This is a genomic window from Vibrio sp. ED004 (assembly GCF_023206395.1).
GTDB lineage: Bacteria > Pseudomonadota > Gammaproteobacteria > Enterobacterales > Vibrionaceae > Vibrio.
Map to the genome: position 1 here is coordinate 1,239,928 of NZ_CP066149.1, position 26,137 is coordinate 1,266,064.

At 44.8% G+C, this 26,137-nt stretch carries 28 protein-coding genes; 18 read left to right on the top strand and 10 right to left on the bottom strand.

What is annotated here, in order from left to right; translation table 11 throughout:
* Positions 1-2: 2 nt before the first annotated feature.
* The 6 genes from ITG10_RS05365 to tkt all read right to left on the bottom strand — a co-directional run bounded on the left by ITG10_RS05365 (position 3) and on the right by tkt (position 8,060).
* On the bottom strand, positions 3-524 hold the full coding sequence (locus tag ITG10_RS05365; RefSeq protein WP_017629562.1) for a TetR/AcrR family transcriptional regulator: 522 nt from the start codon (positions 522-524) through the stop codon (positions 3-5).
* Positions 525-994: 470 nt separating this feature from the next.
* The gene (mscS, locus tag ITG10_RS05370) at positions 995-1,861 is read right to left on the bottom strand and encodes a small-conductance mechanosensitive channel MscS (RefSeq protein WP_017629560.1); all 867 of its coding nucleotides are present in this window, start codon (positions 1,859-1,861) and stop codon (positions 995-997) included.
* A 378-nt stretch (positions 1,862-2,239) separates the two neighbouring features.
* A complete protein-coding gene (fbaA, locus tag ITG10_RS05375) occupies positions 2,240-3,316 on the bottom strand; it encodes a class II fructose-bisphosphate aldolase (protein ID WP_010435694.1) in 1,077 nt (358 codons plus the stop codon).
* Positions 3,317-3,471: 155 nt separating this feature from the next.
* A complete protein-coding gene (locus ITG10_RS05380) occupies positions 3,472-4,635 on the bottom strand; it encodes a phosphoglycerate kinase (RefSeq protein ID WP_017068708.1) in 1,164 nt (387 codons plus the stop codon).
* A 166-nt stretch (positions 4,636-4,801) separates the two neighbouring features.
* Positions 4,802-5,851 carry an erythrose-4-phosphate dehydrogenase gene (gene epd / locus ITG10_RS05385; protein ID WP_128644326.1) on the bottom strand — a complete coding sequence of 350 codons (1,050 nt, stop codon included), beginning with the start codon at positions 5,849-5,851 and terminating at the stop codon, positions 4,802-4,804.
* A 214-nt stretch (positions 5,852-6,065) separates the two neighbouring features.
* Entirely contained in the window at positions 6,066-8,060 is a 1,995-nt protein-coding gene (tkt, locus tag ITG10_RS05390; protein ID WP_017629558.1) for a transketolase, read from the bottom strand.
* A gap of 358 nt (positions 8,061-8,418) precedes the next feature.
* Here tkt and metK point away from each other — a divergent pair, with 358 nt between their 5' ends.
* The 9 genes from metK (at position 8,419) to ITG10_RS05435 (ending at position 15,439) form a co-directional block, all read left to right on the top strand.
* A complete protein-coding gene (gene metK, locus ITG10_RS05395; RefSeq protein WP_017629557.1) occupies positions 8,419-9,573 on the top strand; it encodes a methionine adenosyltransferase in 1,155 nt (384 codons plus the stop codon).
* Positions 9,574-9,941: 368 nt separating this feature from the next.
* Positions 9,942-10,739, top strand: a complete 798-nt coding sequence (locus tag ITG10_RS05400) for a DUF2189 domain-containing protein (RefSeq protein ID WP_008223581.1) — start codon at positions 9,942-9,944, stop codon at positions 10,737-10,739.
* Positions 10,740-10,818: 79 nt separating this feature from the next.
* Positions 10,819-11,319 carry a SprT family zinc-dependent metalloprotease gene (locus ITG10_RS05405; protein ID WP_017629556.1) on the top strand — a complete coding sequence of 167 codons (501 nt, stop codon included), beginning with the start codon at positions 10,819-10,821 and terminating at the stop codon, positions 11,317-11,319.
* 151 nt (positions 11,320-11,470) lie between these two features.
* Positions 11,471-12,202 carry an endonuclease gene (locus tag ITG10_RS05410; protein ID WP_017629555.1) on the top strand — a complete coding sequence of 244 codons (732 nt, stop codon included), beginning with the start codon at positions 11,471-11,473 and terminating at the stop codon, positions 12,200-12,202.
* 153 nt (positions 12,203-12,355) lie between these two features.
* The gene (gene rsmE, locus ITG10_RS05415; RefSeq protein ID WP_017629554.1) at positions 12,356-13,087 is read left to right on the top strand and encodes a 16S rRNA (uracil(1498)-N(3))-methyltransferase; all 732 of its coding nucleotides are present in this window, start codon (positions 12,356-12,358) and stop codon (positions 13,085-13,087) included.
* 9 nt (positions 13,088-13,096) lie between these two features.
* Positions 13,097-14,047, top strand: a complete 951-nt coding sequence (gshB, locus tag ITG10_RS05420) for a glutathione synthase (protein ID WP_017629553.1) — start codon at positions 13,097-13,099, stop codon at positions 14,045-14,047.
* Positions 14,048-14,156: 109 nt separating this feature from the next.
* A complete protein-coding gene (locus tag ITG10_RS05425) occupies positions 14,157-14,720 on the top strand; it encodes a YqgE/AlgH family protein (protein WP_017629552.1) in 564 nt (187 codons plus the stop codon).
* A 54-nt stretch (positions 14,721-14,774) separates the two neighbouring features.
* The gene (gene ruvX / locus ITG10_RS05430; protein WP_017629551.1) at positions 14,775-15,197 is read left to right on the top strand and encodes a Holliday junction resolvase RuvX; all 423 of its coding nucleotides are present in this window, start codon (positions 14,775-14,777) and stop codon (positions 15,195-15,197) included.
* Between the two features lie 98 nt (positions 15,198-15,295).
* The gene (locus ITG10_RS05435) at positions 15,296-15,439 is read left to right on the top strand and encodes a hypothetical protein (RefSeq protein ID WP_164913285.1); all 144 of its coding nucleotides are present in this window, start codon (positions 15,296-15,298) and stop codon (positions 15,437-15,439) included.
* Between the two features lie 60 nt (positions 15,440-15,499).
* Here ITG10_RS05435 and ITG10_RS05440 read toward each other — a convergent pair whose 3' ends face one another.
* The gene (locus tag ITG10_RS05440) at positions 15,500-16,609 is read right to left on the bottom strand and encodes a PilT/PilU family type 4a pilus ATPase (RefSeq protein ID WP_017629550.1); all 1,110 of its coding nucleotides are present in this window, start codon (positions 16,607-16,609) and stop codon (positions 15,500-15,502) included.
* A gap of 14 nt (positions 16,610-16,623) precedes the next feature.
* A complete protein-coding gene (locus tag ITG10_RS05445; protein ID WP_017629549.1) occupies positions 16,624-17,661 on the bottom strand; it encodes a type IV pilus twitching motility protein PilT in 1,038 nt (345 codons plus the stop codon).
* A gap of 26 nt (positions 17,662-17,687) precedes the next feature.
* Between ITG10_RS05445 and ITG10_RS05450 the strand changes: the two genes are divergently transcribed.
* From ITG10_RS05450 to hemW, 7 genes are all read left to right on the top strand, one after another.
* Positions 17,688-18,392 carry a YggS family pyridoxal phosphate-dependent enzyme gene (locus ITG10_RS05450; protein ID WP_248386743.1) on the top strand — a complete coding sequence of 235 codons (705 nt, stop codon included), beginning with the start codon at positions 17,688-17,690 and terminating at the stop codon, positions 18,390-18,392.
* Between the two features lie 84 nt (positions 18,393-18,476).
* Complete coding sequence (proC, locus tag ITG10_RS05455; protein ID WP_017629547.1) at positions 18,477-19,295, top strand: pyrroline-5-carboxylate reductase; 819 nt, start codon at positions 18,477-18,479, stop codon at positions 19,293-19,295.
* Positions 19,296-19,352: 57 nt separating this feature from the next.
* Complete coding sequence (locus tag ITG10_RS05460; RefSeq protein WP_010435653.1) at positions 19,353-19,910, top strand: YggT family protein; 558 nt, start codon at positions 19,353-19,355, stop codon at positions 19,908-19,910.
* 29 nt (positions 19,911-19,939) lie between these two features.
* Positions 19,940-20,230, top strand: a complete 291-nt coding sequence (gene yggU, locus ITG10_RS05465) for a DUF167 family protein YggU (RefSeq protein WP_009847703.1) — start codon at positions 19,940-19,942, stop codon at positions 20,228-20,230.
* Positions 20,231-20,258: 28 nt separating this feature from the next.
* Entirely contained in the window at positions 20,259-20,690 is a 432-nt protein-coding gene (locus ITG10_RS05470; protein ID WP_016768173.1) for a DUF4426 domain-containing protein, read from the top strand.
* Between the two features lie 48 nt (positions 20,691-20,738).
* A complete protein-coding gene (locus ITG10_RS05475) occupies positions 20,739-21,338 on the top strand; it encodes an XTP/dITP diphosphatase (protein WP_017629546.1) in 600 nt (199 codons plus the stop codon).
* Positions 21,338-22,525, top strand: a complete 1,188-nt coding sequence (gene hemW / locus ITG10_RS05480) for a radical SAM family heme chaperone HemW (RefSeq protein WP_017629545.1) — start codon at positions 21,338-21,340, stop codon at positions 22,523-22,525. The genes ITG10_RS05475 and hemW overlap by 1 nt, the downstream gene beginning before the upstream one ends.
* A gap of 255 nt (positions 22,526-22,780) precedes the next feature.
* Here the strand turns inward: hemW and glsB are convergent, their stop codons facing one another.
* Positions 22,781-23,701 carry a glutaminase B gene (gene glsB / locus ITG10_RS05485; RefSeq protein WP_017629544.1) on the bottom strand — a complete coding sequence of 307 codons (921 nt, stop codon included), beginning with the start codon at positions 23,699-23,701 and terminating at the stop codon, positions 22,781-22,783.
* 185 nt (positions 23,702-23,886) lie between these two features.
* Positions 23,887-24,606 (bottom strand): tRNA (guanosine(46)-N7)-methyltransferase TrmB, encoded by a 720-nt coding sequence (trmB, locus tag ITG10_RS05490; RefSeq protein WP_010435641.1) that lies wholly within the window; start codon positions 24,604-24,606, stop codon positions 23,887-23,889.
* Between the two features lie 165 nt (positions 24,607-24,771).
* Here trmB and mutY point away from each other — a divergent pair, with 165 nt between their 5' ends.
* Positions 24,772-25,833: an A/G-specific adenine glycosylase gene (mutY, locus tag ITG10_RS05495; RefSeq protein ID WP_017629543.1), complete on the top strand. Its 1,062-nt coding sequence runs from the start codon at positions 24,772-24,774 to the stop codon at positions 25,831-25,833.
* Positions 25,834-25,861: 28 nt separating this feature from the next.
* Complete coding sequence (locus ITG10_RS05500) at positions 25,862-26,134, top strand: oxidative damage protection protein (RefSeq protein WP_004735465.1); 273 nt, start codon at positions 25,862-25,864, stop codon at positions 26,132-26,134.
* The last annotated feature ends 3 nt before the right edge of the window (positions 26,135-26,137 follow it).

Below are 26,137 nucleotides of genomic sequence, written 5' to 3' on the forward strand. Positions count from 1 at the left end.
AGTTACGCTAGAATGACTCGAATTTTACTGTTCAGTTCACTCAGCGCAGCTTCAAGGCTTGGTTCCAGTTGGCTCAAATGATTTATCAAGGTCATGAAATAGCTATCCATTATCAGTGGCATTTTTTCAGAAATAGATGCATCGACATTAACCGTCTGAAAGAGTGCCTGATCAAAGGTGCGATAGTAGTCTAAATCCCAAATGACCTCTTTGAGTAACGCTCGACTTAACTCAACATTATCAAAATAATAGCGATAGTAATGTTCAATCAGCGAGATACCGACATCCACAGCACGTTTATCTTGCTCAACAGCTAACACCTCCTGACCTATCTTTTCCAACTGCGATAGCATTCCATCTCGAAGAATCGTCAGCTTGGTTTCAAAATGACTAAATACCGTGCCATCAGCCACACCCGCGTGACGAGCGATCTGTCGAGTTGTGGTGTTGTCATAACCATTTTCCCCAAACAGCTCCCAAGCAGATGCTAGGATCTTCTGTTTCGTTATCTCTCTCTTACTCACGAAAATACACCCTTCTCAAATCAAGCTTGATCATACTCTTAGTGCTCTAATTTGACAAATTGAGCGCGCTCAATTATAAAAATGAGCACGCTCAATTTAACTTTGGAGATACGGAGATGATGAATATATTAAACCGACTGGGACAAGTGCTGATTTTTCTGCCCACGATCTTTTGCTTCTCTTACCTACTTCGACCACTACTGATGATGATTTTGATTCCTGGAGGTTTATGTTTATTGGCTATCTTGGGAGGACAAGAAGTCAGAAAACCCTTATATGCGATGCTGAAAACATCGTTATGGCCAACGCCAAGTAGAACGCAAAATAGGGATATACAAAGAAAAGAAGCTAAGCAGTAACAAGAGCTAACGAGTAAGAGGAATGATATTGAAGACAACAAAAAAGGCGGACAACCTAAGTTATCCGCCTTTCGTTATAAAAGCTCACCGCTGTAAAAGCCGATTAAAGAATTAAGCTTCTACTTTATTCATGTGCACATCCATTTGTGGGAATGGAATTTCGATACCTTCTTTATCCAAGCCTTCTTTGATTGCTTGCATCAGGTCGAAGTAAACATTCCAGTACTCTGCAGTGCTAACCCATGGGCGAACCACGAAGTTAACTGAAGAGTCAGCAAGTGTGTGAACACCCACTTGAACGCCTGGTTCTTTCAATACGCGCTCATCAGATTCACAGATCTTAGTCAGAAGTTCTTTGGTCTTTTGTAGATCAGCACCGTAAGAAACACCGATCATTAGGTCGATACGACGTGTGTCATGACGAGAGTAGTTCGTGATTGGGCTACCGATAACGCTGCCGTTTGGTACCACAACCATTTTGTTGTCAGGTGTTGTTAGAACAGTTTGGAAGATTTGAATTGAGTCAACTGAACCTGCTACACCACCGATTTCCACGTAGTCACCAGACTTGAATGGACGGAATGCAACAATAAGTACACCAGCAGCAAAGTTAGATAGTGAGCCTTGTAGAGCCAGACCGATAGCTAAACCAGCCGCACCAATTACAGCAACGACAGATGCTGTTTGAACACCTAAGCGACCAAGAGCTGCAATTAGAACAATAACAAATAACAAGTAACGAACTAAGCCATGGATAAACTCGACAACCGCTCGGTCCATTTTCTTCTTCTGAAGAACCTTAGACACGCTATTCGCTACTGCTTTAACGATTAAGTTACCAATAAATAGAATAACGAGCGCAGAAATAATGTTTACACCGTATTGAATAAACAAATCTGAGTTATCCGTTAACCATTGTTCTGCATTTGAAAGACCATCCACAAGCGGGGTCTCAATCGTTGTAGAACTCTCAGCCATAATGTGCATCCTCTATGTAATATGCTATGAGCTAAACTGCCTTAAGCCAAACCTACCAAACAACAAAGCAAACAGTTTAATTTCTGTTAAGTCATTGTGTTAAAAGTAAATTCAAGCCAAGTCCTTTTTTATAAACTGAACCAAGTCCAGTTTTTCGGCACGATATCCTATCTTTGACAGATTGCAAAGTCATATTTATGTAAGCTTTTGAAATAATAAAACTTACTGATAAACACAAATACCGATAACTAAAAGACTACGAAATTTATTCACCGCACGCTAGGTTTTTCACATAATTAATACAAGTTTTTATCAGACATAAAAAAACCCGCTCAATGAGCGGGTTTTTAAAACTTAAAGAGTACTTAATTCAAAGAATTATAGTACGTCTACAGCGTTAAGGTCAGCAAATGCTTTCTCTAGACGAGCAACCATTGAAGCTTGACCAGCACGTAGCCATACGCGTGGATCGTAGTACTTCTTGTTTGGAGCAGCTTCGCCAGTTGGGTTGCCGATTTGACCTTGTAGGAAATCGAAGTTATCAGCAGAGTACTGACGGATACCGTCCCAAGTTGCCCACTGTGTATCAGTATCGATGTTCATTTTGATAACACCGTAGCCGATAGACTCTTGGATTTCAGCTTCAGAAGAACCAGAACCACCGTGGAATACGAAGTTTAGAGCGTTAGGTGCGATACCGAACTTCTCTGCACAGTATGCTTGAGAATCACGTAGGATAGTTGGAGTAAGTACAACGTTACCAGCTTGGTAAACACCGTGTACGTTACCGAAAGAAGCAGCGATAGTGAAACGTGGGCTTACAGCCATTAGTTTCTCGTATGCGTATGCTACGTCTTCTGGAGAAGTGTAAAGCTCAGATGCGTCCATATCAGAGTTATCTACGCCGTCTTCTTCACCACCAGTACAACCAAGTTCGATCTCGATTGTCATGTTCATTTTAGCCATGCGCTCTAGGTACTTAGCACATGTTTCGATGTTCTCTTCTAGAGACTCTTCAGAAAGGTCTAGCATGTGAGAAGAGAATAGAGGCTTACCAGTTTGTGCGAAGAACTCTTCACCAGCGTCTAGTAGACCGTCGATCCATGGAAGAAGTTTCTTAGCAGCGTGGTCAGTATGTAGAATAACTGGAACACCGTAAGCTTCAGCTACAGCGTGTACGTATTTTGCACCAGCTACAGCGCCAAGAACTTGTGCGCCTTGACCTTCAAGTTTAACGCCTTTACCTGCGAAGAATGCAGCGCCACCGTTAGAGAACTGAACAACTACTGGAGCTTTAACTTTAGCAGCTGCTTCTAGTACTGCATTTACAGAGTCAGTACCAACAACGTTTACAGCAGGAAGAGCAAATTTGTTTTCTTTTGCTACTTCAAATACTTTCTGTACGTCATCGCCAGAAATCACACCAGGTTTTACAAAATCGAAGATCTTAGACATGGAAATAGTCCTATTTATTCTATCGTTTTAAGATTAAAAAACTTAAGTTCAAAAACTTGCAATCGTTTGCTCACAACTTATGCCATTCTAGCAAAAAAGTGTGATATGCAGCAAACGTTAAAAGGCGAGATTCGCATCTCGCCTTTCTAAATCAATTATGCTTTAGCACGCTCTTCAAGCATTGCTACTGCAGGAAGTACTTTACCTTCAACGAACTCAAGGAAAGCGCCGCCGCCAGTAGAGATGTAAGAAACGTCAGCTTTGATACCGAACTTGTCGATAGCTGCTAGCGTGTCACCACCACCTGCTACAGAGAAACCTGCAGACTCAGCGATTGCTTTAGAGATACCAGCTGTACCCGCTTCGAAGTTTTTGAATTCGAATACGCCTACAGGGCCGTTCCAAAGGATAGTTTTTGCGTTGCCGATGATTTCAGCTAGTGCTGCAGTTGAATCTGGGCCAAGGTCGAAGATCATGTCGTCGTCTTGAACTTCAGAAACGTGCTTAATTTCAGCTTCTGCGTTTTCGTCGAATGCCTTAGCACATGCAACGTCAGTCGCTACTGGAATAGCACACTCTTTCATTAGCTTCTGAGCAGTTTCAACTAGGTCAGCTTCGTATAGAGACTTACCTACGTTGTGGCCTTCAGCAGCGATGAATGTGTTCGCGATACCACCACCAACAACAAGTTGGTCAGCGATTTTAGATAGAGACTCAAGAACTGTTAGCTTAGTCGATACTTTAGAACCACCAACGATAGCAACTAGCGGACGCTCTGGGTTGTCCATTGCTTTGCCAAGAGCTTCAAGCTCAGCAGCAAGAAGAGGACCAGCACATGCTACAGGAGCGTGAGTACCAACACCGTGAGTAGATGCTTGTGCACGGTGAGCTGTACCGAATGCGTCCATCACGAAGATGTCACATAGTGCAGCGTACTGCTTAGAAAGTGCTTCTTCGTTCTTCTTCTCACCTTCGTTGAAACGAACGTTTTCAAGAACAACTAGCTCACCAGCGTTTAGCTCTAGGCCGTTTAGGTAATCTTTAGCTAGTTTAACTTCGCAGTCTAGTGCGTCGTTTAGGTAGTTAACTACAGGAGCTAGAGAGAACTCTTCGTTGTATTCGCCTTCAGTAGGACGACCAAGGTGAGAAGTAACCATTACTTTTGCACCAGCTTCTAGGCAAAGCTTGATAGTTGGTAGAGATGCTAGGATACGTGCATCTGAAGTTACTTTACCGTCTTTTACTGGTACGTTTAGGTCAGCACGGATAAATACGCGTTTACCTGCAAGTTCCAGGTCAGTCATCTTGATCACAGACATGATTTGTCCTCTCAAATTTAAATAAAAATAAAGTTTTGGAAACTCAGCAACCCTGCTAAGCCTATAAATTATTCAACTGGTAATTCTTTAACTACTAGTAATATGTGGACACTTAGTATTTATTTCAAGCTAAAAAATAAATAATCCGCACATTTGCTTCTAGGTCTTACTTCTTGCCTTCAGAAGCTTGCATTGCGAGAACCGTATCCAGCATTCGGTTCGCAAAGCCCCATTCATTGTCACACCACACTAGCATTTTTACTAAGTGGCCGTTGCTCACTCGAGTTTGTGAACCATCAACGATTGCGCTATGGGGATCGTGATTAAAGTCGATGGAAACGAGCGGCGCTTCAGTATAGTCAACTATATTGTGTAATGTACACTGGGACGCATTAACAATGGTTTGATTTACGTCATTAACTTTCACATTTGTATTAATTGTGACACTTAAATCCATCGCTGTTACGTTTACCGTTGGTACACGCACAGATATCGCTTCGAACTTGTTAGAAAATTTCGGGAAGATTCTTTCAATACCTTTATGCAATTTGGTATCGACAGGAATGATGGATTGGCTCGCAGCTCGAGTACGGCGAAGGTCGCTGTGGTACGCATCAATCACTTGTTGATCATTCATTGAAGAGTGAATCGTTGTGATGGTACCGGACTCGATGCCAAAGGCGTCATCAAGAACCTTAATGATAGGAACAATACAGTTGGTGGTGCATGAACCGTTGGAAACGATTCGATGGTCGGCCTCGATGGTATCGTGATTCACGCCATAGATAATGGTGTTATCAAGGTCGTTCGCACCAGGATGTGAAAACAGTACCTTTTTCGCCCCAGCAGCAATATGCGCTAGGCCGTCAGCTCGGCAACCGTAAACACCGGTACAGTCGAGTACAATGTCCACCTCAAGATCACGCCAAGGCAACAACTCAATATCAGCGAGGTGCAAGATACGAATCGTATCAAACTCACCTTTATCTTCCGCACCAATGCCGTGATGGACATAGATGTGCTCTTGGTCGTTGGAGATCTTCTTACCGAAGCGGCCGTGACTGGTGTCGTACTGCAATAGGTGAGCCATAGCATCAGGCTGAGCAAGCTCATTGACAGCTACTACTTTGATTTGTTGGCTTTTGCCACTTTCATAAACAGCGCGTAATACATTACGCCCTATTCTTCCAAATCCGTTTATCGCGACTTTTAGCATAGTTCCGTACATCTAACCAAAATTTCGTGCAACAGATGATAACTGAATCCTACCCAAAAGGCATTACTTGAATAACTCGGTCTACCTAGGACAGTTTGATCTGCTGCTTGTAGGGATTAGTCTAGGAGAAAACAAATCCCAGATACAAAAAACCGAGCTCAGCGCTCGGTTTTTTCCTGCATTTAACTGTTAGCACAAGGCCATCAGTCAATGATTAAGCAAGAAGCTCTTTCGCTGTGTTTACTACGTTTTCAGTAGTGAAACCGAACATCTTGAATAGCTCGCCAGCTGGTGCAGATTCGCCGAACGTTGTCATACCGATGATCTTGCCACCGAAACCAACGTACTTGTACCAGAAGTCAGCGATGCCAGCTTCTACTGCGATACGAGCAGTAACGTCAGATGGAAGTACAGACTCACGGTATTCAGCGTCTTGTTTGTCGAACGCGTCAGTTGCAGGCATAGATACTACGCGTACTGCTTTACCTTCAGCCGTTAGTTCAGCCGCAGCGCTAACCGCTAGCTCAACTTCAGAACCTGTTGCAATGATGATTAGCTCAGGCTTGCCTTCACAATCTTTCAGGATGTAACCACCCTTAGCGATGTTAGCGACTTGCTCAGCGTTACGATCTTGTTGTGCAAGGTTTTGACGAGAGAAGATTAGAGATGAAGGACCATCTTTACGCTCAATAGCCAGTTTCCAAGCCACTGCAGATTCAACTTGGTCACATGGACGCCATGTGCTCATGTTTGGAGTCAGACGTAGAGAAGCGATCTGCTCAACCGGTTGGTGAGTAGGACCATCTTCGCCTAGGCCGATAGAGTCGTGCGTGTAAACTTGGATGTTCTGAACTTTCATCAGAGCAGCCATACGCATTGCGTTACGCGCGTATTCCATGAACATTAGGAATGTTGCACCGTATGGTACGAAACCACCGTGCAGAGCGATACCGTTCATGATAGCCGTCATACCGAATTCACGTACACCGTAGTGGATGTAGTTACCAGAGAAGTCAGTTGCTTCAAGAGACTTAGAACCCGACCACATAGTTAGGTTAGAAGGCGCAAGGTCAGCAGAGCCGCCCATGAATTCTGGAAGCATTTGACCAAACGCTTCTAGTGCGTTTTGAGATGCTTTACGTGAAGCGATGTTTGCTGGGTTAGCTTGAAGATCAGCAATGATTGCGTTTGCTTTTTCTTCCCACTCAGCTGGAAGTTCACCGTTAGTACGACGTTTGAATTCTGCTGCTAGCTCTGGGTAAGCCGCTGCGTATGCGTCAAACTTAGCATTCCACGCTGCTTCTTTCGCTGCACCTGCTTCTTTCGCATTCCATTCAGCTGCGATATCAGCTGGAATTTCGAAAGGACCGTGTTCCCAACCCAATGCTGCTTTAGTTGCTGTGATTTCATCAGCGCCTAGCGGAGCACCGTGACAGTCGTGCGTACCCGCTTTGTTTGGAGAACCAAAACCGATGATAGTTTTAGTACAGATAAGCGTTGGACGAGGATCCGCTTTAGCCGCTTCAATCGCAGCATTGATAGCATCAGAATCGTGACCATCTACCGCTGGGATTACGTGCCAGCCATATGCTTCAAAACGCTTAGGTGTATCGTCAGAGAACCAACCTTCAACTTCACCATCGATAGAGATGCCGTTGTCATCCCAGAAAGCAACCAGCTTACCAAGACCTAGCGTACCTGCTAGAGAACATGCTTCGTGAGAGATACCTTCCATCAGACAGCCATCACCCATGAATGCATAAGTGTAGTGGTCTACGATGTCGTGGCCTTCTTTGTTGAACTGTGCAGCCAGTGCTTTCTCAGCCATTGCCATACCAACAGCGTTAGTGATGCCTTGACCTAGAGGACCCGTCGTTGTCTCGATACCAGGAGCGTAACCGTACTCTGGGTGACCTGGAGTCTTAGAGTGCAGTTGACGGAAGTTTTTAAGGTCTTCAATTGAAAGCTCGTAACCTGCAAGGTGAAGCAGAGAGTAAATCAGCATTGAACCATGGCCGTTAGACAGGATAAAACGGTCGCGGTCAGCCCACTCTGGGTTTGCTGGGTTGTGGTTCAAGTGGCCACGCCAAAGAACTTCAGCGATGTCAGCCATGCCCATAGGTGCGCCTGGGTGGCCTGAATTTGCTTGTTGAACACCGTCCATGCTAAGTGCGCGGATTGCATTGGCTAGATCTTTACGAGAAGGCATGTCTGCTCCTGGATACATAAGCGATTTAAAAAAGAGATTGATGCTAAAGTTTTCATTTTTATTAGCGCGGGTATTCTCTCAAACGACTATAGCGACTGCAAACGTTTTACTGGCATTTTAACGGTCATTTTTCGCAATTTTCGATCATTTACATCACTTAGCAACGGCTTATCTCAAACGATACGCAAACGTTTAGTTATGACATATCATAAAAAAGAGCTTGTAATTCGACCGCTGGAATTTAGAATAGCCGTCTAGATGTAGAAACACCTACAAAATATACTGTATTTAATGGCGGCGCTTCCTAGCTTGCGACGCCATAAAACTATTTACACCAAAACCTAAAAGTGGAGCTCTCATGGCTAAGCACCTATTCACTTCTGAATCTGTTTCAGAAGGCCATCCAGATAAAATTGCAGACCAAATCTCTGATGCTGTTCTTGATGCCATCTTGGAACAAGATCCAAAAGCACGTGTTGCTTGTGAGACTTACGTAAAAACCGGCATGGTTATGGTTGGCGGTGAAGTAACAACGTCTGCATGGGTTGATATCGAAGAAATCACTCGTGAAACAGTACGTGAAATTGGTTACGTTCATTCTGATATGGGCTTTGACGCTGACTCTTGTGCCGTTCTAAACACAATTGGTAAGCAGTCTCCAGACATCAACCAAGGTGTTGATAAAGCTGATCCTAAAGAGCAAGGCGCTGGTGACCAAGGCATCATGTTTGGTTACGCGACTAACGAAACACCAATTCTAATGCCTGCTCCAATTACTTACTCTCACCTTCTTGTTAAGAAGCAAGCTGAAGTACGTAAGAGCGGCAAACTTGACTTCCTTCGCCCAGATGCGAAATCTCAAGTAACATTCCAGTACGACCAAGGTAAAATCGTTGGTATCGATGCTGTTGTTCTTTCTACTCAACACTGTGATTCAGTAACAACTCCGGATCTACGTGAAGCAGTAATGGAAGAGATCATCAAGCCAGTACTACCATCAGAGTGGATCAACAAAGACACTAACTTCTTCATCAACCCAACAGGCCGTTTCGTAATCGGTGGACCAATGGGTGACTGTGGTCTAACAGGTCGTAAGATCATCGTTGATACCTACGGCGGCGCAGCTCGTCACGGTGGCGGTGCTTTCTCTGGTAAAGATCCATCAAAAGTTGATCGTTCTGCAGCTTACGCAGCACGTTACGTTGCGAAAAACATCGTTGCTGCTGGCATGGCTGACCGTTGTGAGATTCAACTGTCTTACGCTATCGGTGTTGCAGATCCAACATCTATCATGGTTGAAACGTTTGGTACTGAGAAAGTAGCTCACGAAATCATCATTGAAGCTGTTCGTCAAAACTTCGACCTACGTCCATACGGTCTTCAAGAAATGCTGAACCTTCTTCAGCCTATCTACAAGCAGACTGCAGCATACGGTCACTTCGGTCGTGAAGAGTTCCCTTGGGAAGCGACTGACAAAGCAGCAATCCTTGCAGACTTCGCTGGCCTAAAATAATTTAGCCACTGCGATTTGTTTCTTTAAAGCCCTTACTGCTTAGTAAGGGCTTTATTTTTATGTACTTACCAAACTTTTACTCGCAACACCCTTCTTTCACGCCCTTCTTTACCGTTAACCACTAAGTATAAAAAGCCGCCGATAATTTGTGTTTTCTAACACTACTGACAATAGTTAAGGTAACTCCTAGGCGATCAAGCTCACATTTAACTTAAATTAATTCAGTCTGATAACGCTCGTTAAATGCACGCTAGAACAAAAACTGGGATGACAAAGAGCAATTTAGCTCAGCACCATAACTCTCACACACGCCACATCGATGAGCCTTATGGAATTATAACTAGGACGTTATTTAACTAGGGGGATCTATGCCTCGTACCGCGCACCCATCCGAACTGAACGATAAAAAACACAAGGTCAGCGATAAGGATTACGCTCGTACCATTCCTTGCAACCAAATCAGTATTTCCGCACCCTTTCATTGGTTGTCACTTGCTCTGCATGACTTAGTAAGAATGCCATTAATCAGCGCATTTTACGGTTTGTGCTTTATGGGAGCGGCAATCGCCATTGTTCAGCTTGTCCAATGGCAAGGAACACATTTGGTCGTAATGCCAAGCCTGATCGTGTACATGCTGATAGGACCTTTTCTTGCTCTGGGCTTGTATGACGCAGCCTGGGAAAGAGAAAAAGGACACAACGCCAGCCTATTCCATTCAATGAAAGCCATTACTCGCAACTCGACTCATCAATGGGCCTTTGCGATTGTATTAATGGTCGCGATGATATTCTGGATGCGTATCGCCGCTCTGTTGCATGCTTTGTACCCATCAGTCCAAGGCGCTCCATTGGCAGAGTTTGCGCCCTTCTTGATCACGGGTTCTGTGATTGGATTTGTTATCGCCAGCTTAATCTTCAGCATCTCAGCATTTTCTATCCCATTGATGATGGAGAGACGCGTGGATGTAATGAGCGCAATCTTCACTAGCTTCAATGCCGTGAAATCCAATATCCCAGCAATGGTGGTGTGGGCAAGTATTATTTGTGCCGGTATTCTGGTGGGCTTTGCAACCTACGGCATTGGTATGATCGTCACCATGCCGCTGCTTGGTTATGGTACATGGCATGCCTATCACGAAATCATCAAGAAGAATCACCACCTATAAATTATCGCCAGAATAACGAGCAATGTTATGATGAGGCCTTAGCTTAAACGCTGAGGCCTTTTTTTGGAGTTAACAACGTTTGTCTTACACCCCGCAACAACATCGAGTAAATAAGAAATTGGCCGAGTGCCTAGCTATCGCTAATCAACATTTCTCTCGTGAATTCCCATGTCCAACAATCACTTACAAGTTAAGAGGCAAAGCAGCGGGAAAGGCCTACCTTCAGCTCAATGAAATTAAGCTCAACCATGTACTCTTCGCCGAAAATGAGGATGCCTTCATTAACGAGGTGGTGCCTCATGAACTGGCACATCTGATCACACATCAAGTATTTGGACGAGTGAGACCTCACGGTAATGAGTGGAAATACGTGATGGAAAAGGTATTCAACGTACCAGCCAAAACAACCCACAGTTTTGAGATTACCTCCGTGCAAGGCAAGACCTTTGAATACCGCTGCGACTGCACGGTTTACCCACTTTCGATTAGACGTCACAACAAGGTATTGCGCAACCAATCAAGCTATCGCTGCCAACAGTGCAATCAAACCTTGGCCTTTACAGGCACGCAACTTAGCTAACACCCAATACTCGGCACACGTTAGATTCAGTAGCCTGCTCGTTTTTCTTCAGGAAATAGCACTCCATCAAGTAGATGATTGAAATGTAATGGAGAAATCTATCACTTGAGTGCTAGACTGATATTTATCATACTTTTATCAGTCTTTTTCTATGCATAAAACCACTCCAAAAGTATTTGGCTTATCGGTGTCTTTTTACTTATCGATAGTATTTGGCCTACTGGTAACCCAAAGCGTTTTCGCCGCTCCACCAAGTTCATTCTCCAAAGCAAAAAAAGAAGCGGTGAAGATTTACCTTGATCACCCGACTTCATTCTATTGTGGCTGTGACATTACTTGGAAAGACAAAAAGAAAGGCATTCCAGACCTTGATGGCTGTGGTTATCAAGTACGAAAACAGCAAAAACGGGCGAGTCGAATTGAGTGGGAACACGTAGTTCCCGCTTGGCAATTTGGCCACCAGCGTCAGTGCTGGCAAGACGGTGGGCGCAAGAATTGCACTCGTAATGACAAAGTATTCAAATCCATGGAAGCCGATCTTCACAACCTGACTCCGGCCATCGGCGAGGTTAACGGTGATCGCTCCAACTACAATTTCAGTCAGTGGAATGGCATGGATGGAGTTAGCTATGGTCAGTGTGAAATGCAGGTCAACTTCAAGCAACGTAAGGTGATGCCGCCAGACAGAGCAAAAGGTTCTATCGCTCGTACTTATCTTTACATGAGCCAAGAGTATGGTTTCAAGCTATCTAAGCAGCAAACCAACCTGATGATGGCGTGGAATAAGCAATTCCCTGTCGATGAGTGGGAATGTACTCGTGATGAGCGTATCTATGCCATCCAAGGTAATCACAACCCATTTGTTTACCCAGCTTGTAAATAACGCCACTCGTATAACCCACATTCCTAACCGTCTCAAACAAGAGTTTCAGAATTGCCCCTGAAACTCTTGCTCTACCCTTGTTTTTTCAACTAAAAGCATCCATGTTAGGCAGAGACAAAATACCCAAATGATCATATTTATAGGTTTACCAGCATGAGAATCCCTCGTATCCATCACCCAGAACGCATTCACCAGTTAGGTTCTCTCGCTTTAGGCGAAGATGCCGCGGGTCATGTTGGTCGTGTCCTTCGCATGAAAGAAGGTCAAGAGGTTCTTTTATTTGATGGCAGTGGCGCTGAATTCCCTGCGACAATTACTGAGGTATCAAAGAAGAATGTGACAGTTAATGTTACTGAGCGAATCGAACGCAGCAGTGAATCTCCGTTAGACTTACATTTAGGCCAAGTGATTTCACGTGGCGACAAAATGGAATTCACGATTCAGAAATCGGTTGAGCTTGGTGTGAACACCATTACCCCTCTGATTTCAGAGCGCTGTGGCGTTAAACTCGATACTAAGCGCTTCGAGAAAAAACTCGCGCAGTGGCAAAAGATTGCTATCGCGGCGTGTGAACAGTGTGGCCGTAACACGGTTCCAGTCATTCGCCCAATCATGCAACTTGAAGAGTGGTGTAGCGAACCAAGTGAAGCATTAAAGCTGAACCTGCACCCTCGCGCAAAATACTCAATTAATACCCTTCCAGAACCTATCAGCAAGGTACGCCTATTGATCGGCCCTGAAGGTGGCTTGTCAGCTGAAGAAATCGGCATGACAGAACAATACAAATTTGAAGAGACGCTACTCGGCCCACGTGTACTTCGTACCGAGACAGCAGCTCTAACCGCAATTACTGCCTTACAAGTCCGTTTTGGCGATCTAGGCTAGGAGAAAAAAATGATCAAACTTGGCATCGTAATGGATCCAATTTCATCCATTAACATCAAAAAAGACTCTAGCTTTGCCATGATGCTTGAAGCTCAGCGTCGTGGTTACGAAATCCATTACATGGAGATGGATGATCTACACTTAGATCAAGGCGTAGCCATTGCTGACACAAAAGTTGTAGAACTCAAAGAAGATCCAAATGGTTGGTACGAGTTCAAGTCAGAACAGACTATCGCGCTATCTGATTTAGATGCAGTGCTGATGCGTAAAGATCCTCCATTTGACACTGAGTACATCTATGCGACTTACATTCTTGAGCGTGCTGAAGAGAACGGTGCACTGATCGTAAACAAACCTCAAAGCCTACGTGACTGTAACGAAAAATTGTTCACAGCTTGGTTCCCAGAGCTAACACCAACCACTATCGTGACTCGTAAAGCAGAAAAGATTAAAGAGTTCCGCGAGAAGCACGGTGACGTCATCCTTAAGCCACTTGATGGCATGGGTGGCGCATCTATCTTCCGTGTTAAGGAAGGCGATCCAAACGTATCAGTGATCATTGAGACCTTGACTAACCACGGTCAGAACTACGCAATGGCACAGACCTTTGTTCCGGACATCAGCAACGGTGACAAGCGTATTCTTGTGGTTGATGGTGAGCCAATGCCTTACTGCCTAGCGCGTATTCCGGCTAAAGGGGAAACTCGAGGCAATTTAGCTGCTGGTGGTACTGGTGAAGCTCGCCCTCTAAGTGAAACCGATTGGGCTATCGCACGAGCGGTTGCTCCAGCACTAAAAGAGAAAGGCTTAATCTTCGTAGGACTTGACGTTATCGGTGACAAGCTAACTGAGATTAACGTGACCAGCCCAACGTGTATCCGTGAAATTGAAGCTGCTTTTGATATTTCAGTTACGGGTAAATTAATGGATGCAATCGAGCGCCGCGTTAACGCTAAATAGCCTAAACTTAAGAAAGTCTTAGCTATTCGCAAACATTTAGACACAGAATCAATGAGCGGCTTTACGCCGCTCTTCTTCCTTTACTGGGAACACACTGGCAGGAGGCTCTATGAATTTAACGAACCACTTTCTGGTCGCAATGCCCGGAATGAAAGATCCATACTTTCAAAATTCGGTGATCTACCTTTGTGAGCACAATGACGAAGGTGCAATGGGTCTGATGATCAACGCCCCTATCGATGTCACTGTCGGCAGCATGCTTAAACAAGTTGAGGTTGATTCTGAACAACCAAAATCCAACCAGGCAAGCCTTGATAAGCCCGTATTAAATGGTGGACCTGTAGCAGAAGACCGCGGGTTTATTTTACACAAGCCCAAAGGCAGCTATCAATCCAGCATCAACATGACGGACCAAATCTCGGTAACAACCTCAAAAGATATCTTGATGGTGTTAGGGACTGAAGATGAACCGATCAATTATCTGGTTGCACTTGGTTATTCTGGGTGGGAGCCTGGCCAGTTGGAGATCGAACTGACCGAGAACTCATGGCTAACCGTTGAAGCCGATCCAAAGGTCATCTTCGACACTCCAATCTCGGACCGCTGGAAAGTTGCGGTACAAATGTTAGGTATAAATGCCGCTCAGCTTTCAGCAGATGCAGGCCACGCCTAGCCCTACTCAGTTCAAAAAAATATACACTCAAACACAGATTAATTTGGAAGCCCCATGTCACGAACAATTATGGCATTTGACTACGGTACAAAAAGTATCGGCAGTGCGATTGGACAAGAAATCACAGGCACAGCAAGCCCTCTGAAAGCCTTTAAAGCCAAAGATGGCATCCCAAACTGGGACGATATCGAAAAACAAATTAAGGAATGGCAACCAAATCTGATTGTGGTTGGCCTTCCTACCGACCTTCATGGCAAAGATCTAGCAACTATCACCCCTAGAGCGAAGAAGTTCGCTAACCGCCTGAAAGGACGCTTTGGTGTTGATGTTGAACTGCATGATGAGAGGCTATCGACCACAGAAGCAAGAGCCGATCTTTTTGACATGGGTGGCTATAAAGCACTAAGCAAAGGCAATGTTGATAACCAATCAGCTGTAGTTATTTTAGAGAGCTGGTTTGAAGCACAATATTCATAACGAAAAATAAGTGAGCGAAATGTGAACTAACCTGTGATCCCACTCGAATTTCATATCGTAATGTCGATGCAATTCAAAATAAGAACGTGGGAGTTCACATGAAAATTTTTCTAGCAATCTTCGCCGCTCTAACTATTTCAGCATGTAGTTCAACTGGGTCTAGCAGCGCTGGTTACATGAATGATGGTAAAATTTACTACGACGATAGTCGAAGAAGTCATGGTTCTTTGAGCAGCAATTAAGCAAGTATCAAACAACGCCAGAGCTCTACATAAAAGAGCTCTGGCTTTTTTTGCTTGAATCTAGCCCATATCTATCTTCACACCAGCCAAAGCACCAGTCCCATAGTCATCATCGCCTCGTCTGGTTTTCAGCATCAAGCGCAAGTCATTAGCAGAGTCAGCACTGTGGAACGCATCCTCTTCGCTGATCTTGCCTGCTTCAACTAAATCATACAAAGCTTGGTCAAAGGTCTGCATACCAACCTCTTTCGATTTCGCCATTGTTGCTTTTAGCTCGTGCAGCTCACCGCGACGAATTAAGTCAGACACTCGGGGGCTGTTGAGTAAAATCTCAAACACACCATGACGACCGCTGCCATTCTTATCTCGAATTAACTGTTGAGCGACCACACCACGCAGATTCATCGACAGGTCAAACAGGAACTGCTCTTTCTGTTCTTTCGGCACCAAGTGAAGAATACGTTCTAGCGCTTGGTTGGCGTTATTCGCATGCAGTGTAGCCATACACAAGTGACCCGTTTCAGCAAAGGTCATCGCGTATTCCATAGTTTCACGGCTACGGATTTCGCCAATCAAGATCATGTCTGGCGCTTGACGCAAAGAGTTCTTAAGTGCGACTTCATAGCTCTCAGTGTCGAGCCCTACCTCACGCTGAGTCACGATACATTTTTTATGCTCGTGGACGAACTCAATTGGGTCTTCAACCGTTAAGATGTGCCCTGAACGATTGGTATTGCGATAACCTGTCATTGCAGCCATCGAGGTCGATTTACCAGAGCCAGTCGCACCAACCACCAGCACAAGCCCACGCTTAGCGATTGACAGGTCTTGTAATACATCAGGAAGCTTTAATTGCTCAAAGGTTGGGATGTTAGTCTCGATGCGTCGAATTACCGCTCCAGGTAGCTCTCGTTGGAAGAATGCACTGACACGAAAACGACCAAACTCACGCACAATGGCAAAGTTTGCCTCACGTGTTTGCTGATATTCATCACGTCGGTCTTGATCCATCATCGCATCAAGCAATTGAGCAACCTGAGCCGCATTCAGCTTATCGCCTTGAGGTCGTAATTCACCATCAACACGAAACAGGATAGGCGCGTCAACGGTTATATAAAGATCCGATGCCTTTTGAGACAGCATCCCTTCAAGGATTTGATTCAATTCCATTTTGTTCACCTTGATTAAAACATTGAGGTTTCAATTTCGATCTTTCTCTCGACCTCTTCCGAGTCAACCAAGCCTTGAGCCATTAGCTGCTTCGCATTTTGCTCCATGGTCTGCATACCATGTGCTGCGCCCGTTTGAATGATCGAATACATCTGCGCGACCTTGTCTTCACGAATCAAGTTTCTAATAGCAGGTGTCGCCATCATGATTTCATGACAAGCCACACGACCGCCACCAACACGCTTCAACAACTTCTGAGCAATGACCGAACGTAACGATTCAGACAGCATTGAACGCACCATGTCTTTGTCGCTACCCGGGAATACATCGATAATGCGGTCGATGGTTTTAGCAGCAGAACTGGTATGCAAAGTACCAAAAACCAAGTGGCCGGTTTCCGCTGCGGTTAGCGCCAAGCTAATGGTTTCTTGATCACGAAGCTCACCAACAAGAATCACGTCTGGGTCTTCACGTAACGCACTGCGCAGCGCCGCTTTAAAGCTGTGAGTATCACGATGAACTTCACGCTGGTTAACAAGGCATTTATTGTTGGTATGAACGAATTCAATCGGGTCTTCGATCGTCAGGATATGCTTATTGTGGTTACGGTTTACGTAATCTACCATCGCCGCAAGGGTCGTCGATTTACCAGAACCAGTAGGGCCTGTGACAAGCACTAAACCTTTTTCGTAGTTGGCAATCTTTTCGAAGATTTCTGGCGCACCAAGCTGATCTAAAGTTGGAATCTCTACAGGGATTGTTCGAAAGACAGCTGAGCAACCACGAGCTTGGTTAAAAGCATTCACACGGAAACGACCAACATTGGGTAATTCAAAAGAGAAGTCGACTTCCAATTTTTCTTCAAACTCACCACGCTGCGAATCGCTCATGATCTCAAAAACTAAACGATGCACATCAGCATGACTCAAAGCTGGTATTCCAAGCTTCCTTACTTCACCATCTATACGTACCATTGGAGATACACCCGCAGAAAGATGTAGATCTGACGCGTTATGCTTTACACTAAAATCTAGTAACTCAGTGATATCCATTTATTTTCCCTTAAGTAAAGTCAGCTATGAGTAGTATTCAACAAAATATCGAACAAATCACCTCACAGATTCGTAGTGCTGAGCAAAAGTGCGGACGAGCTCCAGAGTCCGTGCAACTTTTAGCCGTCAGCAAAACTAAACCTATTGATGCGATTCTAGAAGCCGCACTCGGAGGCCAAGTTGCCTTTGGTGAAAACTATGTTCAAGAAGGTGTCGATAAAGTAAAACACTTTTCAGAACAACATTCTAACCTAAATTTAGAGTGGCACTTTATTGGTCCAATCCAGTCCAATAAAACTCGTCCAATTGCGGAAAGCTTCCAATGGGTACATTCCGTCGATCGCGATAAAATTGCGCAAAGGCTTAACGATCAGCGCCCAAGCGAACTTTCTCCTCTGCAGGTGCTTATCCAGGTGAACACCAGTGGCGAAGAGTCCAAGTCTGGTACATCTGAAGAGACAGTTTTTGCACTTGCGGAGTTGATTTCGTCGCTCCCTAACCTCACTTTAAGAGGATTGATGTCGATTCCTGCAAACGTCTCTGACTATCAATCTCAGCTTAATGCATTCTCTCAACTGGCAGAGCTTAAAGATAAGCTCACCGCGAAGTATCCAGATATCGATACCTTGTCTATGGGCATGAGTGGTGATATGGACGCAGCAGTTGAGGCTGGAAGTACCATGGTTCGTATTGGAACGGCCATCTTTGGTGCTCGTGATTACGCAAAGTAGCAAATAGTTAGCAACCAGAAATCGACGATAAGTATTGATACCGCTTCGCTTGAACCGCGCAGCGACACGCTCAGGATTTTATATATGGAACATAAGAACATCGCCTTTATTGGGGCGGGAAACATGGTTCGCTCAATTGTAGCGGGCTTAGTAGCAAGTGGTTACCCAGCGCAAAAGATTACTGCGACAGCGCCTTCAGACACCAGAAGGCTGCCGTTAGAGCAAGAATATGGCATCAATACCACCAGCGATAATATTGCCGCAGCAGAGCAAGCAGACGTTGTTGTGTTATCAGTGAAACCACAAATGATGGCAGATGTATGTAAACCCTTACAAAGCATCGACTTTAGCAACAAACTGGTTATCTCAATTGCTGCGGGTATTAATGCGAATCGACTCAATGAGATGTTAAACTGCCAACTGAACCTTGTGCGTGTGATGCCAAACACGCCATCACTGCTTGGTAAAGGGATGAGCGGTCTTTATGCCGATTCAACGGTCAGCCAAAATGATAAAGACTTCGCATCTCAGCTGATGCAAGCTGTAGGTGAAGTTAGCTGGGTTAAGCAAGAGTCTGGTATCAATAACATCATTGCGGCAGCGGGAAGTGCTCCGGCTTACTTCTTCCTGTTTATGGAAGCGATGCAAGCAGAAGCAATCAACCAAGGTTTCGACCAAGAAACCGCTCGTAAATTAGTGCAGCAGTCTGCATTAGGCGCGGCAGAGATGGTGGTAGCGAATCCAAACACTGAATTATCGACACTGCGTGAGCAAGTGACTTCAAAAGGCGGAACCACCGCAGATGCATTGCGCACGTTCAATGAACATCAACTATCAGACATCGTAGCCAAAGCCATGCAAGCGGCGGTCGCTCGAGCTGAAGAGATGGAAAAACTGTTTTAAGCATTTTGTCGCTCGGGTTATATCTAAGCGGCAAGTAAATCCGAAAAAGGAAACAATATGAACTCGATGAGCTTTCTGATCTCGACCGTTTTTGATCTTTACATCATGGTTGTGATCTTGCGTATCTGGCTACAAGCATCACGTGCAGATTTCTACAACCCATTCTCACAATTCATCGTAAAAGCGACACAACCGGTTGTTGCCCCACTACGCCGAGTTATCCCATCTATCGGCAGCCTTGATCTTGCGACGGTTGTATTTGCTTATGTGCTATGTGTACTTAAGTTCGTTGCTCTCAACCTGATTATCTCTGGCGGTGCGGCTGTATTCGATATCAGCTTCCTGATCTTTGGTGCGCTATCTTTGCTAAAAGCGGCGGGTGGTTTGATCTTCTGGGTTCTGCTAATCCGTGCAATCCTTAGCTGGGTTAGCCAAGGCCGTAGCCCAATCGAGTACGTGTTCCATCAACTGACTGAGCCAATGCTAATGCCTATCCGCCGTATTCTACCGGATATGGGTGGCTTCGACCTAAGCGTGCTGGTTCTGTTCATTGTTCTGCAATTTGCGAACTTCCTAATGGGCGACATGATTGGTCCTATTTGGTATCAGCTATAATTCAAGTACGAACATCAGGTACTTTGACGATGCCAAAAGCGGTTTGGGCCGAGGAAGACGATATTCTTCTTAGGCTCTATATCCAACCCAAAGCAAGCCGAGACAAGATTGTTGGCTTGCATGGTGAGGAACTCAAAATTGCCATTACTGCTCCACCAGTAGATGGCAAAGCCAATGCCCACTTAGCGAAATACCTAGCGAAACAATTTAAGGTCGCTAAAGGGCAAATTAAGATAGAAAAGGGAGAACTCGGTCGGCATAAACAAGTTCGAATATGCTCACCAAGCCAAATCCCAACTGAAGTCAAAGCCATCCTATGATGGCTTTTTGCTATTTATTGGAGTCACTATGCGTCTATGGATTACAGCACTACTCACCGCTCTTGTTGCCCTACCAAGTTCAGCAGGACAATTTAAAAACATTAAGGATGTCGAGGTTCACTACTCGGCTTTTAACTCGACATTTTTAACAGCTCAAGTCGCTAAGCAATACAAGCTTAAGCGAAATGGCTACTCAGCGATTCTAAACATCAGCGTGTTAGACAAAGCTTCCCTTGGCAAGCCTGCAACAACGGCTAAAATCACGGGAACAGCGAAGAACCTTGTAGGTAACACTCGCACGCTTAACTTCCGCGAGATAAAGGAAGGTGATGCGATTTATTACCTAGCTGAATTCCCTGTAACACACGAAGAAAACATCACTTTCAATATCGATGTTAACGCAGGTTTGAAAGGCACTGGCCCACTGCGATTCACACAAAAATTCTATATAGAAGAGTAGCTTCAACCACCACTTTTCTGTTCATTAACTTATTAGAGCCACATCCCCATGAGTAAGATTGTTTTAGCCACAGGCAACCAAGGTAAAGTTCGCGAGATGGCAGATATTCTGTCTGAGTTTGGTTTTGACGTTGTCGCACAAAGTGAGTTTAACGTTTCAGAAGTCGCTGAAACAGGAACCACTTTCATTGAAAATGCCATCATCAAGGCTCGCCATGCTGCGAAAGAGACAGGTCTGCCAGCAATCGCTGACGACTCAGGTTTAGAGGTTGATTTTCTTAAGGGTGCTCCGGGCATCTACTCTGCGCGTTACTCAGGTGAAGGGGCGACGGATAAGCAAAACATTGAAAAGCTGCTTGATGCCATGCAAGGTGTGGAAACTGAAAAGCGTACCGCTCGTTTCCACTGTGTATTGGTGTTAATGCGTCACGAAAACGATCCAACACCATTGGTGTGTCACGGTAAATGGGAAGGTCGCATCCTGACGGAAGAGTACGGTGATAATGGCTTTGGCTACGATCCTGTATTCTTTGTCCCAGAAGATAACTGCGCATCTGCTGAACTTGAATCTACACGTAAAAAGCAGCTTTCACACCGCGGTAAAGCCCTTGCTTCTCTATTCGAAGCAATCAAGGAGCAAGCTCTGTAATGCACGATACAGCGCTTATACCACCAGCACTTAGTCTCTATGTACACATCCCATGGTGTGTACAAAAGTGTCCGTATTGTGATTTCAACTCACACGCTCTGAAAGCCGAGATTCCTGAAAAAGAGTACATCGATGCACTGCTTGAGGATCTCGATACTGATATCGAAAAGTACCAACTCAATAGCGCACCTCGTCCATTGCACTCAATCTTTATTGGTGGTGGTACTCCGAGCCTATTCTCTCCAGAAGGGATAGGTCGATTACTCCAAGGTATTGAACAACGCATCCTGTTCAAACCTGAAATCGAAATCACCATGGAAGCCAACCCTGGCACCATTGAGGCTGAACGTTTTGCAGGTTATCAAAAAGCGGGGATTACTCGAATCTCAGTGGGTGTACAAAGCTTTGAGCAAGAGAAACTGGAAAGACTTGGGCGTATTCATGGCCAAGATGAAGCAGTGAATGCCGCTCATTTAGCACATAAGATCGGACTGAATAGTTTCAACTTAGATCTTATGCACGGCTTGCCAGATCAAAGCATAGATCAAGCATTGGCGGATCTAGATAAAGCGATTGAGCTTAACCCTCCACACTTATCTTGGTATCAGCTAACAATAGAACCTAACACCATGTTCTATTATAAAACGCCAAAGCTACCTGACGATGATGATCTTTGGGATATTTTCGACTTGGGTCATAAGAAGCTCGCAGACGCAGGCTATGTGCAGTACGAAATTTCAGGCTACAGCAAGCCCGGCTATCAGTGCCAGCATAACCTCAACTACTGGCGCTTCGGTGACTACCTAGGTATCGGCTGTGGCTCTCATGGCAAGCTAAGCTTTGCTGATGGACGTATCATTCGCACGACTAAGGTTAAACACCCTAGAGGCTATTTAGCGGCTTACCAGAACATGGTGAAACCGTACCTATCCGATGAGTTTGAAGTGCCAAATGAAGACCGCCCTTTTGAGTTCTTTATGAACCGTTTTAGGTTAATGGAAGCGTGTCCAAAACAAGATTTCATCAATACAACTGGGCTTGGTTTTGACGCTGTTCAGTCAACGATTGAGTGGGCAAAAGAGCTAGGTTACTTGAACGAAACCGACACTCACTGGCAGATCACAGAAAAAGGAAAACTATTCCTCAACGATTTGCTGGAAGCCTTTATGGCAGAAGAAGACGAATAATTCGAGATTCGGAAAGTATTGCGTAAGGGTTGGCTTTAGAGTCAACCCTTTTCTAATTTGCGCGCCGAAAAATAATAGATTCCCGATTACGCTCCTTCGTCGCTATCGGGAATGACGGACATCAAACAAGTCTTATCCCGCAAAAGTTAGAGGCGAGTGCATCGAAAGTTACCAACAACACCGTCATCCTCAAGAACGAGGGACGAGTGAGTTGGGGATCTCTTGCAAATGTAGAACCCCAACTTAAAAGCGCTTTTAAAAAATAGAACGACCAATTCGCTCTGAAAGCAACTCTAGCGCCTTAGTACCTGCAAGAGAGTTCCCAGAAGGATCAAGCTCTGGAGACCACACGGCGATTGTCATCTCACCCGGAACGATAGCGATAATACCGCCACCCACACCCGACTTACCCGGCATCCCAACACGGTAAGCAAACTCACCAGCCCCATCGTACAAACCACATGTCGCAAGCAAAGCATTCAACTGCTTAGTTTGAACAGGTGTGATGATCTCTTTTTTGGTTTGAACCGACACACCTTTGTTCGCTAAATAGCTAAAGGTTTTCGCCAAATCCACACATGTCATTTTAAGCGCACAAGCATGGAAGTAGTTATTCAGAACTGGGATAACATCATTCTCAAAGTTACCAAATGAACGCATCAAGTAAGCAATGGCAGCATTACGATCGCTGTGCATCATTTCTGAAGCCGCTACCACCTTGTCATACACAATATGAGTATCACCCGATAACTGACGCACAAACTCTAATAAGCGGTGCCTAGGTGCAGACAAGCGGCTTTGTAGTAGGTCTGCAACGACAATTGCCCCCGCATTGATGAACGGGTTACGGGGGATCCCATGCTCCATCTCAAGCTGAATCATAGAGTTAAAGGCTTGGCCAGAAGGCTCTTTGCCTACGCGTTGCCAAATTTCTTCAGGCTTGTATAACACCATAGCTAACGTAAGGCTCAAGGCTTTAGAAATAGATTGCACGGAAAAGGCTTCCTCTGCATCACCCGCTTGAATCACCTCACCTTCGTTTGTGTATACCGCAATCGCCAGTTTCTGGTTCGATACGCGAGCCAATGCAGGGATATAATCAGCAACCTTTCCCTGACCAATTAGGGGACGAACTTCGTCTAAAATCTCGGCCAAAATAGCTTGAGTTGGTTTCATGTGTGCTTACTTCTATATTGTTATTTTTGTAGGGTTCTAACATTACTTTCTGTCCTTAAACCTTTATCGCAATAAAAGCCTAAGGACAAAAAAGCCAACATTACAATAATGTTGGCTTTAATCAATCCCACAAAGTGTAAGGTTTAACCTAAAGCAGGTTTACCTTCACTTGTTGTGCTCGAGAATTACTTAGTACGCTTGTACTTAATATCCCAAACACCATGACCTAGACGGTGGCCACGAGCTTCAAACTTCGTTAGCGGGCGCTCATCTGGGCGAGGAATATAATCACCATCTTCAGCGATGTTCTCGAAGCCTGGAGCAACGTTCATCACTTCAATCATGTGCTCTGCGTAGTTTTCCCAGTCTGTTGCCATGTGGAAAATACCAGTATCAAGTTGAAGCTTACCGCGAACCATTTCTGCAAACTCAGCCTTAACAATACGACGTTTGTGGTGACGAGCTTTGTGCCATGGGTCAGGGAAGAACAGTTGCAGTGTATGCAGGCTGCTATCTGGAATCATGTGTTCAAATACTTCTACTGCATCGTGACACATTACACGCAAGTTAGTTACGCCAGCATCACGCGCTGTACCTAAACAAGCACCAACACCTGGGCTGTGAACTTCAATACCTAAGAAGTTTTTCTCAGGTGCGTTCTTTGCCATTTCAACCAGTGATGCACCCATACCGAAGCCAATCTCTAGTACAACTGGGTTATCGTTGCCAAATACTTCTTTCCAGTTAAGAAGCTCTGGGTTGTAGTCGATACCCATTGTTGGCCAACATTCATTCATCGCGTTTTCTTGGCCTTTTGTTAAGCGGCCTTCGCGGCGAACAAAACTACGGATCTTACGAACCAGTTTGCCGTCTTCAGTATATTCGTTAGTGGTCACTTCACTCATTGATTTTTGCCTGCACATTGATTAATCAAAGCGGGGATTATCCAAAGAATTGCCTTCGGTGCAAGTCTTTCCGTGGATAAATTCCCACACAATTTGTCTGTTTTACATCCAACGTTAAGTGTGGTGCAATTTCGCCTCTAATAATAGCAAAGCATAGAGCATGTCGTGACTCCTTTCGCAACCGCCATATTAAAGTGGTATGACGCCTACGGGCGTAAAGAATTACCTTGGCAACAAAACAAAACCGCCTACACCGTTTGGCTATCTGAAATCATGCTTCAGCAGACTCAGGTTGCTACGGTGATTCCATACTACCAGCGCTTCTTAGAACGCTTTCCTACGGTTATTGACCTAGCGAACGCCGAACAAGATGAGGTTCTCCACTTATGGACGGGGCTTGGTTATTACGCTCGAGCTCGCAACCTGCACAAAGCTGCCAAAATCGTCGCTGAACAATATGGTGGTGAGTTTCCGCTGTCTATCGAAGAGATGAACGCGTTACCGGGAATCGGTCGCTCGACTGCAGCTGCAGTGCTGTCTTCGGTTCATAAGCTTCCTCATGCAATTCTTGATGGCAATGTGAAGCGAACGCTTGCAAGAAGCTTTGCCGTTGAAGGTTGGCCAGGGCAAAAGAAGGTTGAAAACCAACTTTGGGAACATGCAGAAGCTCATACCCCGAAGAAAGATGTCGATAAGTACAATCAAGCGATGATGGACATGGGTGCAATGGTTTGTACTCGTAGCAAACCTAAATGTACTCTGTGCCCAATTGAAACCATGTGTGAAGCCAAGAAGCTTGATAGACAACTCGACTTCCCGGGCAAGAAACCTAAGAAAGAAAAACCAGTAAAAGAAACATGGTTTGTGATTCTTTATCACGACAATCAAGTGTGGCTTGAACAACGTCCTCAGTCTGGTATCTGGGGAGGCTTATTCTGTTTCCCTCAAAATGAAAACGCAGAGATCGAACATCAGTTAGATCTTCGCTCGATCAAAGATACTGACACTGATTCAATGAAGACCATGATTGCGTTTAGACACACTTTCAGCCACTACCACTTAGATATCACACCAGTATTAGTAAAATTAGATAAACAACCAGATTTGATAATGGAAGGGACCAAAGGTCTCTGGTATAACTTATCAAAACCGGAAGAAATTGGCCTAGCCGCTCCTGTGAAGCAGCTTATTGAGAGCCTACCCTTTGAACTGAACGACGACGTTTGAATCAACGAACGCGATAAGAGGAACCACTATGAGCCGCACTGTATTTTGTGCTCGCCTCCAGAAAGACGCTGAAGGCTTAGATTTTCAACTTTACCCAGGTGACTTAGGTAAGCGTATCTTTGACAACATCTCTAAAGAAGCTTGGGGACAATGGCAAAGCAAGCAAACAATGCTGATCAATGAAAAGAAGCTAAATATGATGGATCCTGAGCATCGTAAACTTCTTGAAACTGAGATGGTTAACTTCCTTTTCGAAGGTAAAGATGTCGTAATTGATGGCTATACTCCACCAAGCGAATAAGAC

Bases quoted from the DNA above. Each gene is read 5' to 3' on its own strand.
- epd (WP_128644326.1), bottom strand. From the start codon at position 5,851: ATGCTAAAAGTCGCGATAAACGGATTTGGAAGAATAGGGCGTAATGTA.
- mscS (WP_017629560.1), bottom strand. From the start codon at position 1,861: ATGGCTGAGAGTTCTACAACGATTGAGACCCCGCTTGTGGATGGTCTT.
- ITG10_RS05445 (WP_017629549.1), bottom strand. From the start codon at position 17,661: ATGGATATCACTGAGTTACTAGATTTTAGTGTAAAGCATAACGCGTCA.
- trmB (WP_010435641.1), bottom strand. From the start codon at position 24,606: ATGAGTGAAGTGACCACTAACGAATATACTGAAGACGGCAAACTGGTT.
- ITG10_RS05500 (WP_004735465.1), top strand. From the start codon at position 25,862: ATGAGCCGCACTGTATTTTGTGCTCGCCTCCAGAAAGACGCTGAAGGC.
- ITG10_RS05380 (WP_017068708.1), bottom strand. From the start codon at position 4,635: ATGTCTGTGATCAAGATGACTGACCTGGAACTTGCAGGTAAACGCGTA.
- ITG10_RS05475 (WP_017629546.1), top strand. From the start codon at position 20,739: ATGAGTAAGATTGTTTTAGCCACAGGCAACCAAGGTAAAGTTCGCGAG.
- rsmE (WP_017629554.1), top strand. From the start codon at position 12,356: ATGAGAATCCCTCGTATCCATCACCCAGAACGCATTCACCAGTTAGGT.
- ITG10_RS05425 (WP_017629552.1), top strand. From the start codon at position 14,157: ATGAATTTAACGAACCACTTTCTGGTCGCAATGCCCGGAATGAAAGAT.
- ITG10_RS05470 (WP_016768173.1), top strand. From the start codon at position 20,259: ATGCGTCTATGGATTACAGCACTACTCACCGCTCTTGTTGCCCTACCA.
- hemW (WP_017629545.1), top strand. From the start codon at position 21,338: ATGCACGATACAGCGCTTATACCACCAGCACTTAGTCTCTATGTACAC.
- ITG10_RS05460 (WP_010435653.1), top strand. From the start codon at position 19,353: ATGAACTCGATGAGCTTTCTGATCTCGACCGTTTTTGATCTTTACATC.
- proC (WP_017629547.1), top strand. From the start codon at position 18,477: ATGGAACATAAGAACATCGCCTTTATTGGGGCGGGAAACATGGTTCGC.
- ITG10_RS05435 (WP_164913285.1), top strand. From the start codon at position 15,296: ATGAAAATTTTTCTAGCAATCTTCGCCGCTCTAACTATTTCAGCATGT.
- gshB (WP_017629553.1), top strand. From the start codon at position 13,097: ATGATCAAACTTGGCATCGTAATGGATCCAATTTCATCCATTAACATC.
- metK (WP_017629557.1), top strand. From the start codon at position 8,419: ATGGCTAAGCACCTATTCACTTCTGAATCTGTTTCAGAAGGCCATCCA.
- ITG10_RS05410 (WP_017629555.1), top strand. From the start codon at position 11,471: ATGCATAAAACCACTCCAAAAGTATTTGGCTTATCGGTGTCTTTTTAC.
- yggU (WP_009847703.1), top strand. From the start codon at position 19,940: ATGCCAAAAGCGGTTTGGGCCGAGGAAGACGATATTCTTCTTAGGCTC.
- fbaA (WP_010435694.1), bottom strand. From the start codon at position 3,316: ATGTCTAAGATCTTCGATTTTGTAAAACCTGGTGTGATTTCTGGCGAT.
- ruvX (WP_017629551.1), top strand. From the start codon at position 14,775: ATGTCACGAACAATTATGGCATTTGACTACGGTACAAAAAGTATCGGC.
- ITG10_RS05440 (WP_017629550.1), bottom strand. From the start codon at position 16,609: ATGGAATTGAATCAAATCCTTGAAGGGATGCTGTCTCAAAAGGCATCG.
- ITG10_RS05400 (WP_008223581.1), top strand. From the start codon at position 9,942: ATGCCTCGTACCGCGCACCCATCCGAACTGAACGATAAAAAACACAAG.
- ITG10_RS05450 (WP_248386743.1), top strand. From the start codon at position 17,688: ATGAGTAGTATTCAACAAAATATCGAACAAATCACCTCACAGATTCGT.
- glsB (WP_017629544.1), bottom strand. From the start codon at position 23,701: ATGAAACCAACTCAAGCTATTTTGGCCGAGATTTTAGACGAAGTTCGT.
- tkt (WP_017629558.1), bottom strand. From the start codon at position 8,060: ATGCCTTCTCGTAAAGATCTAGCCAATGCAATCCGCGCACTTAGCATG.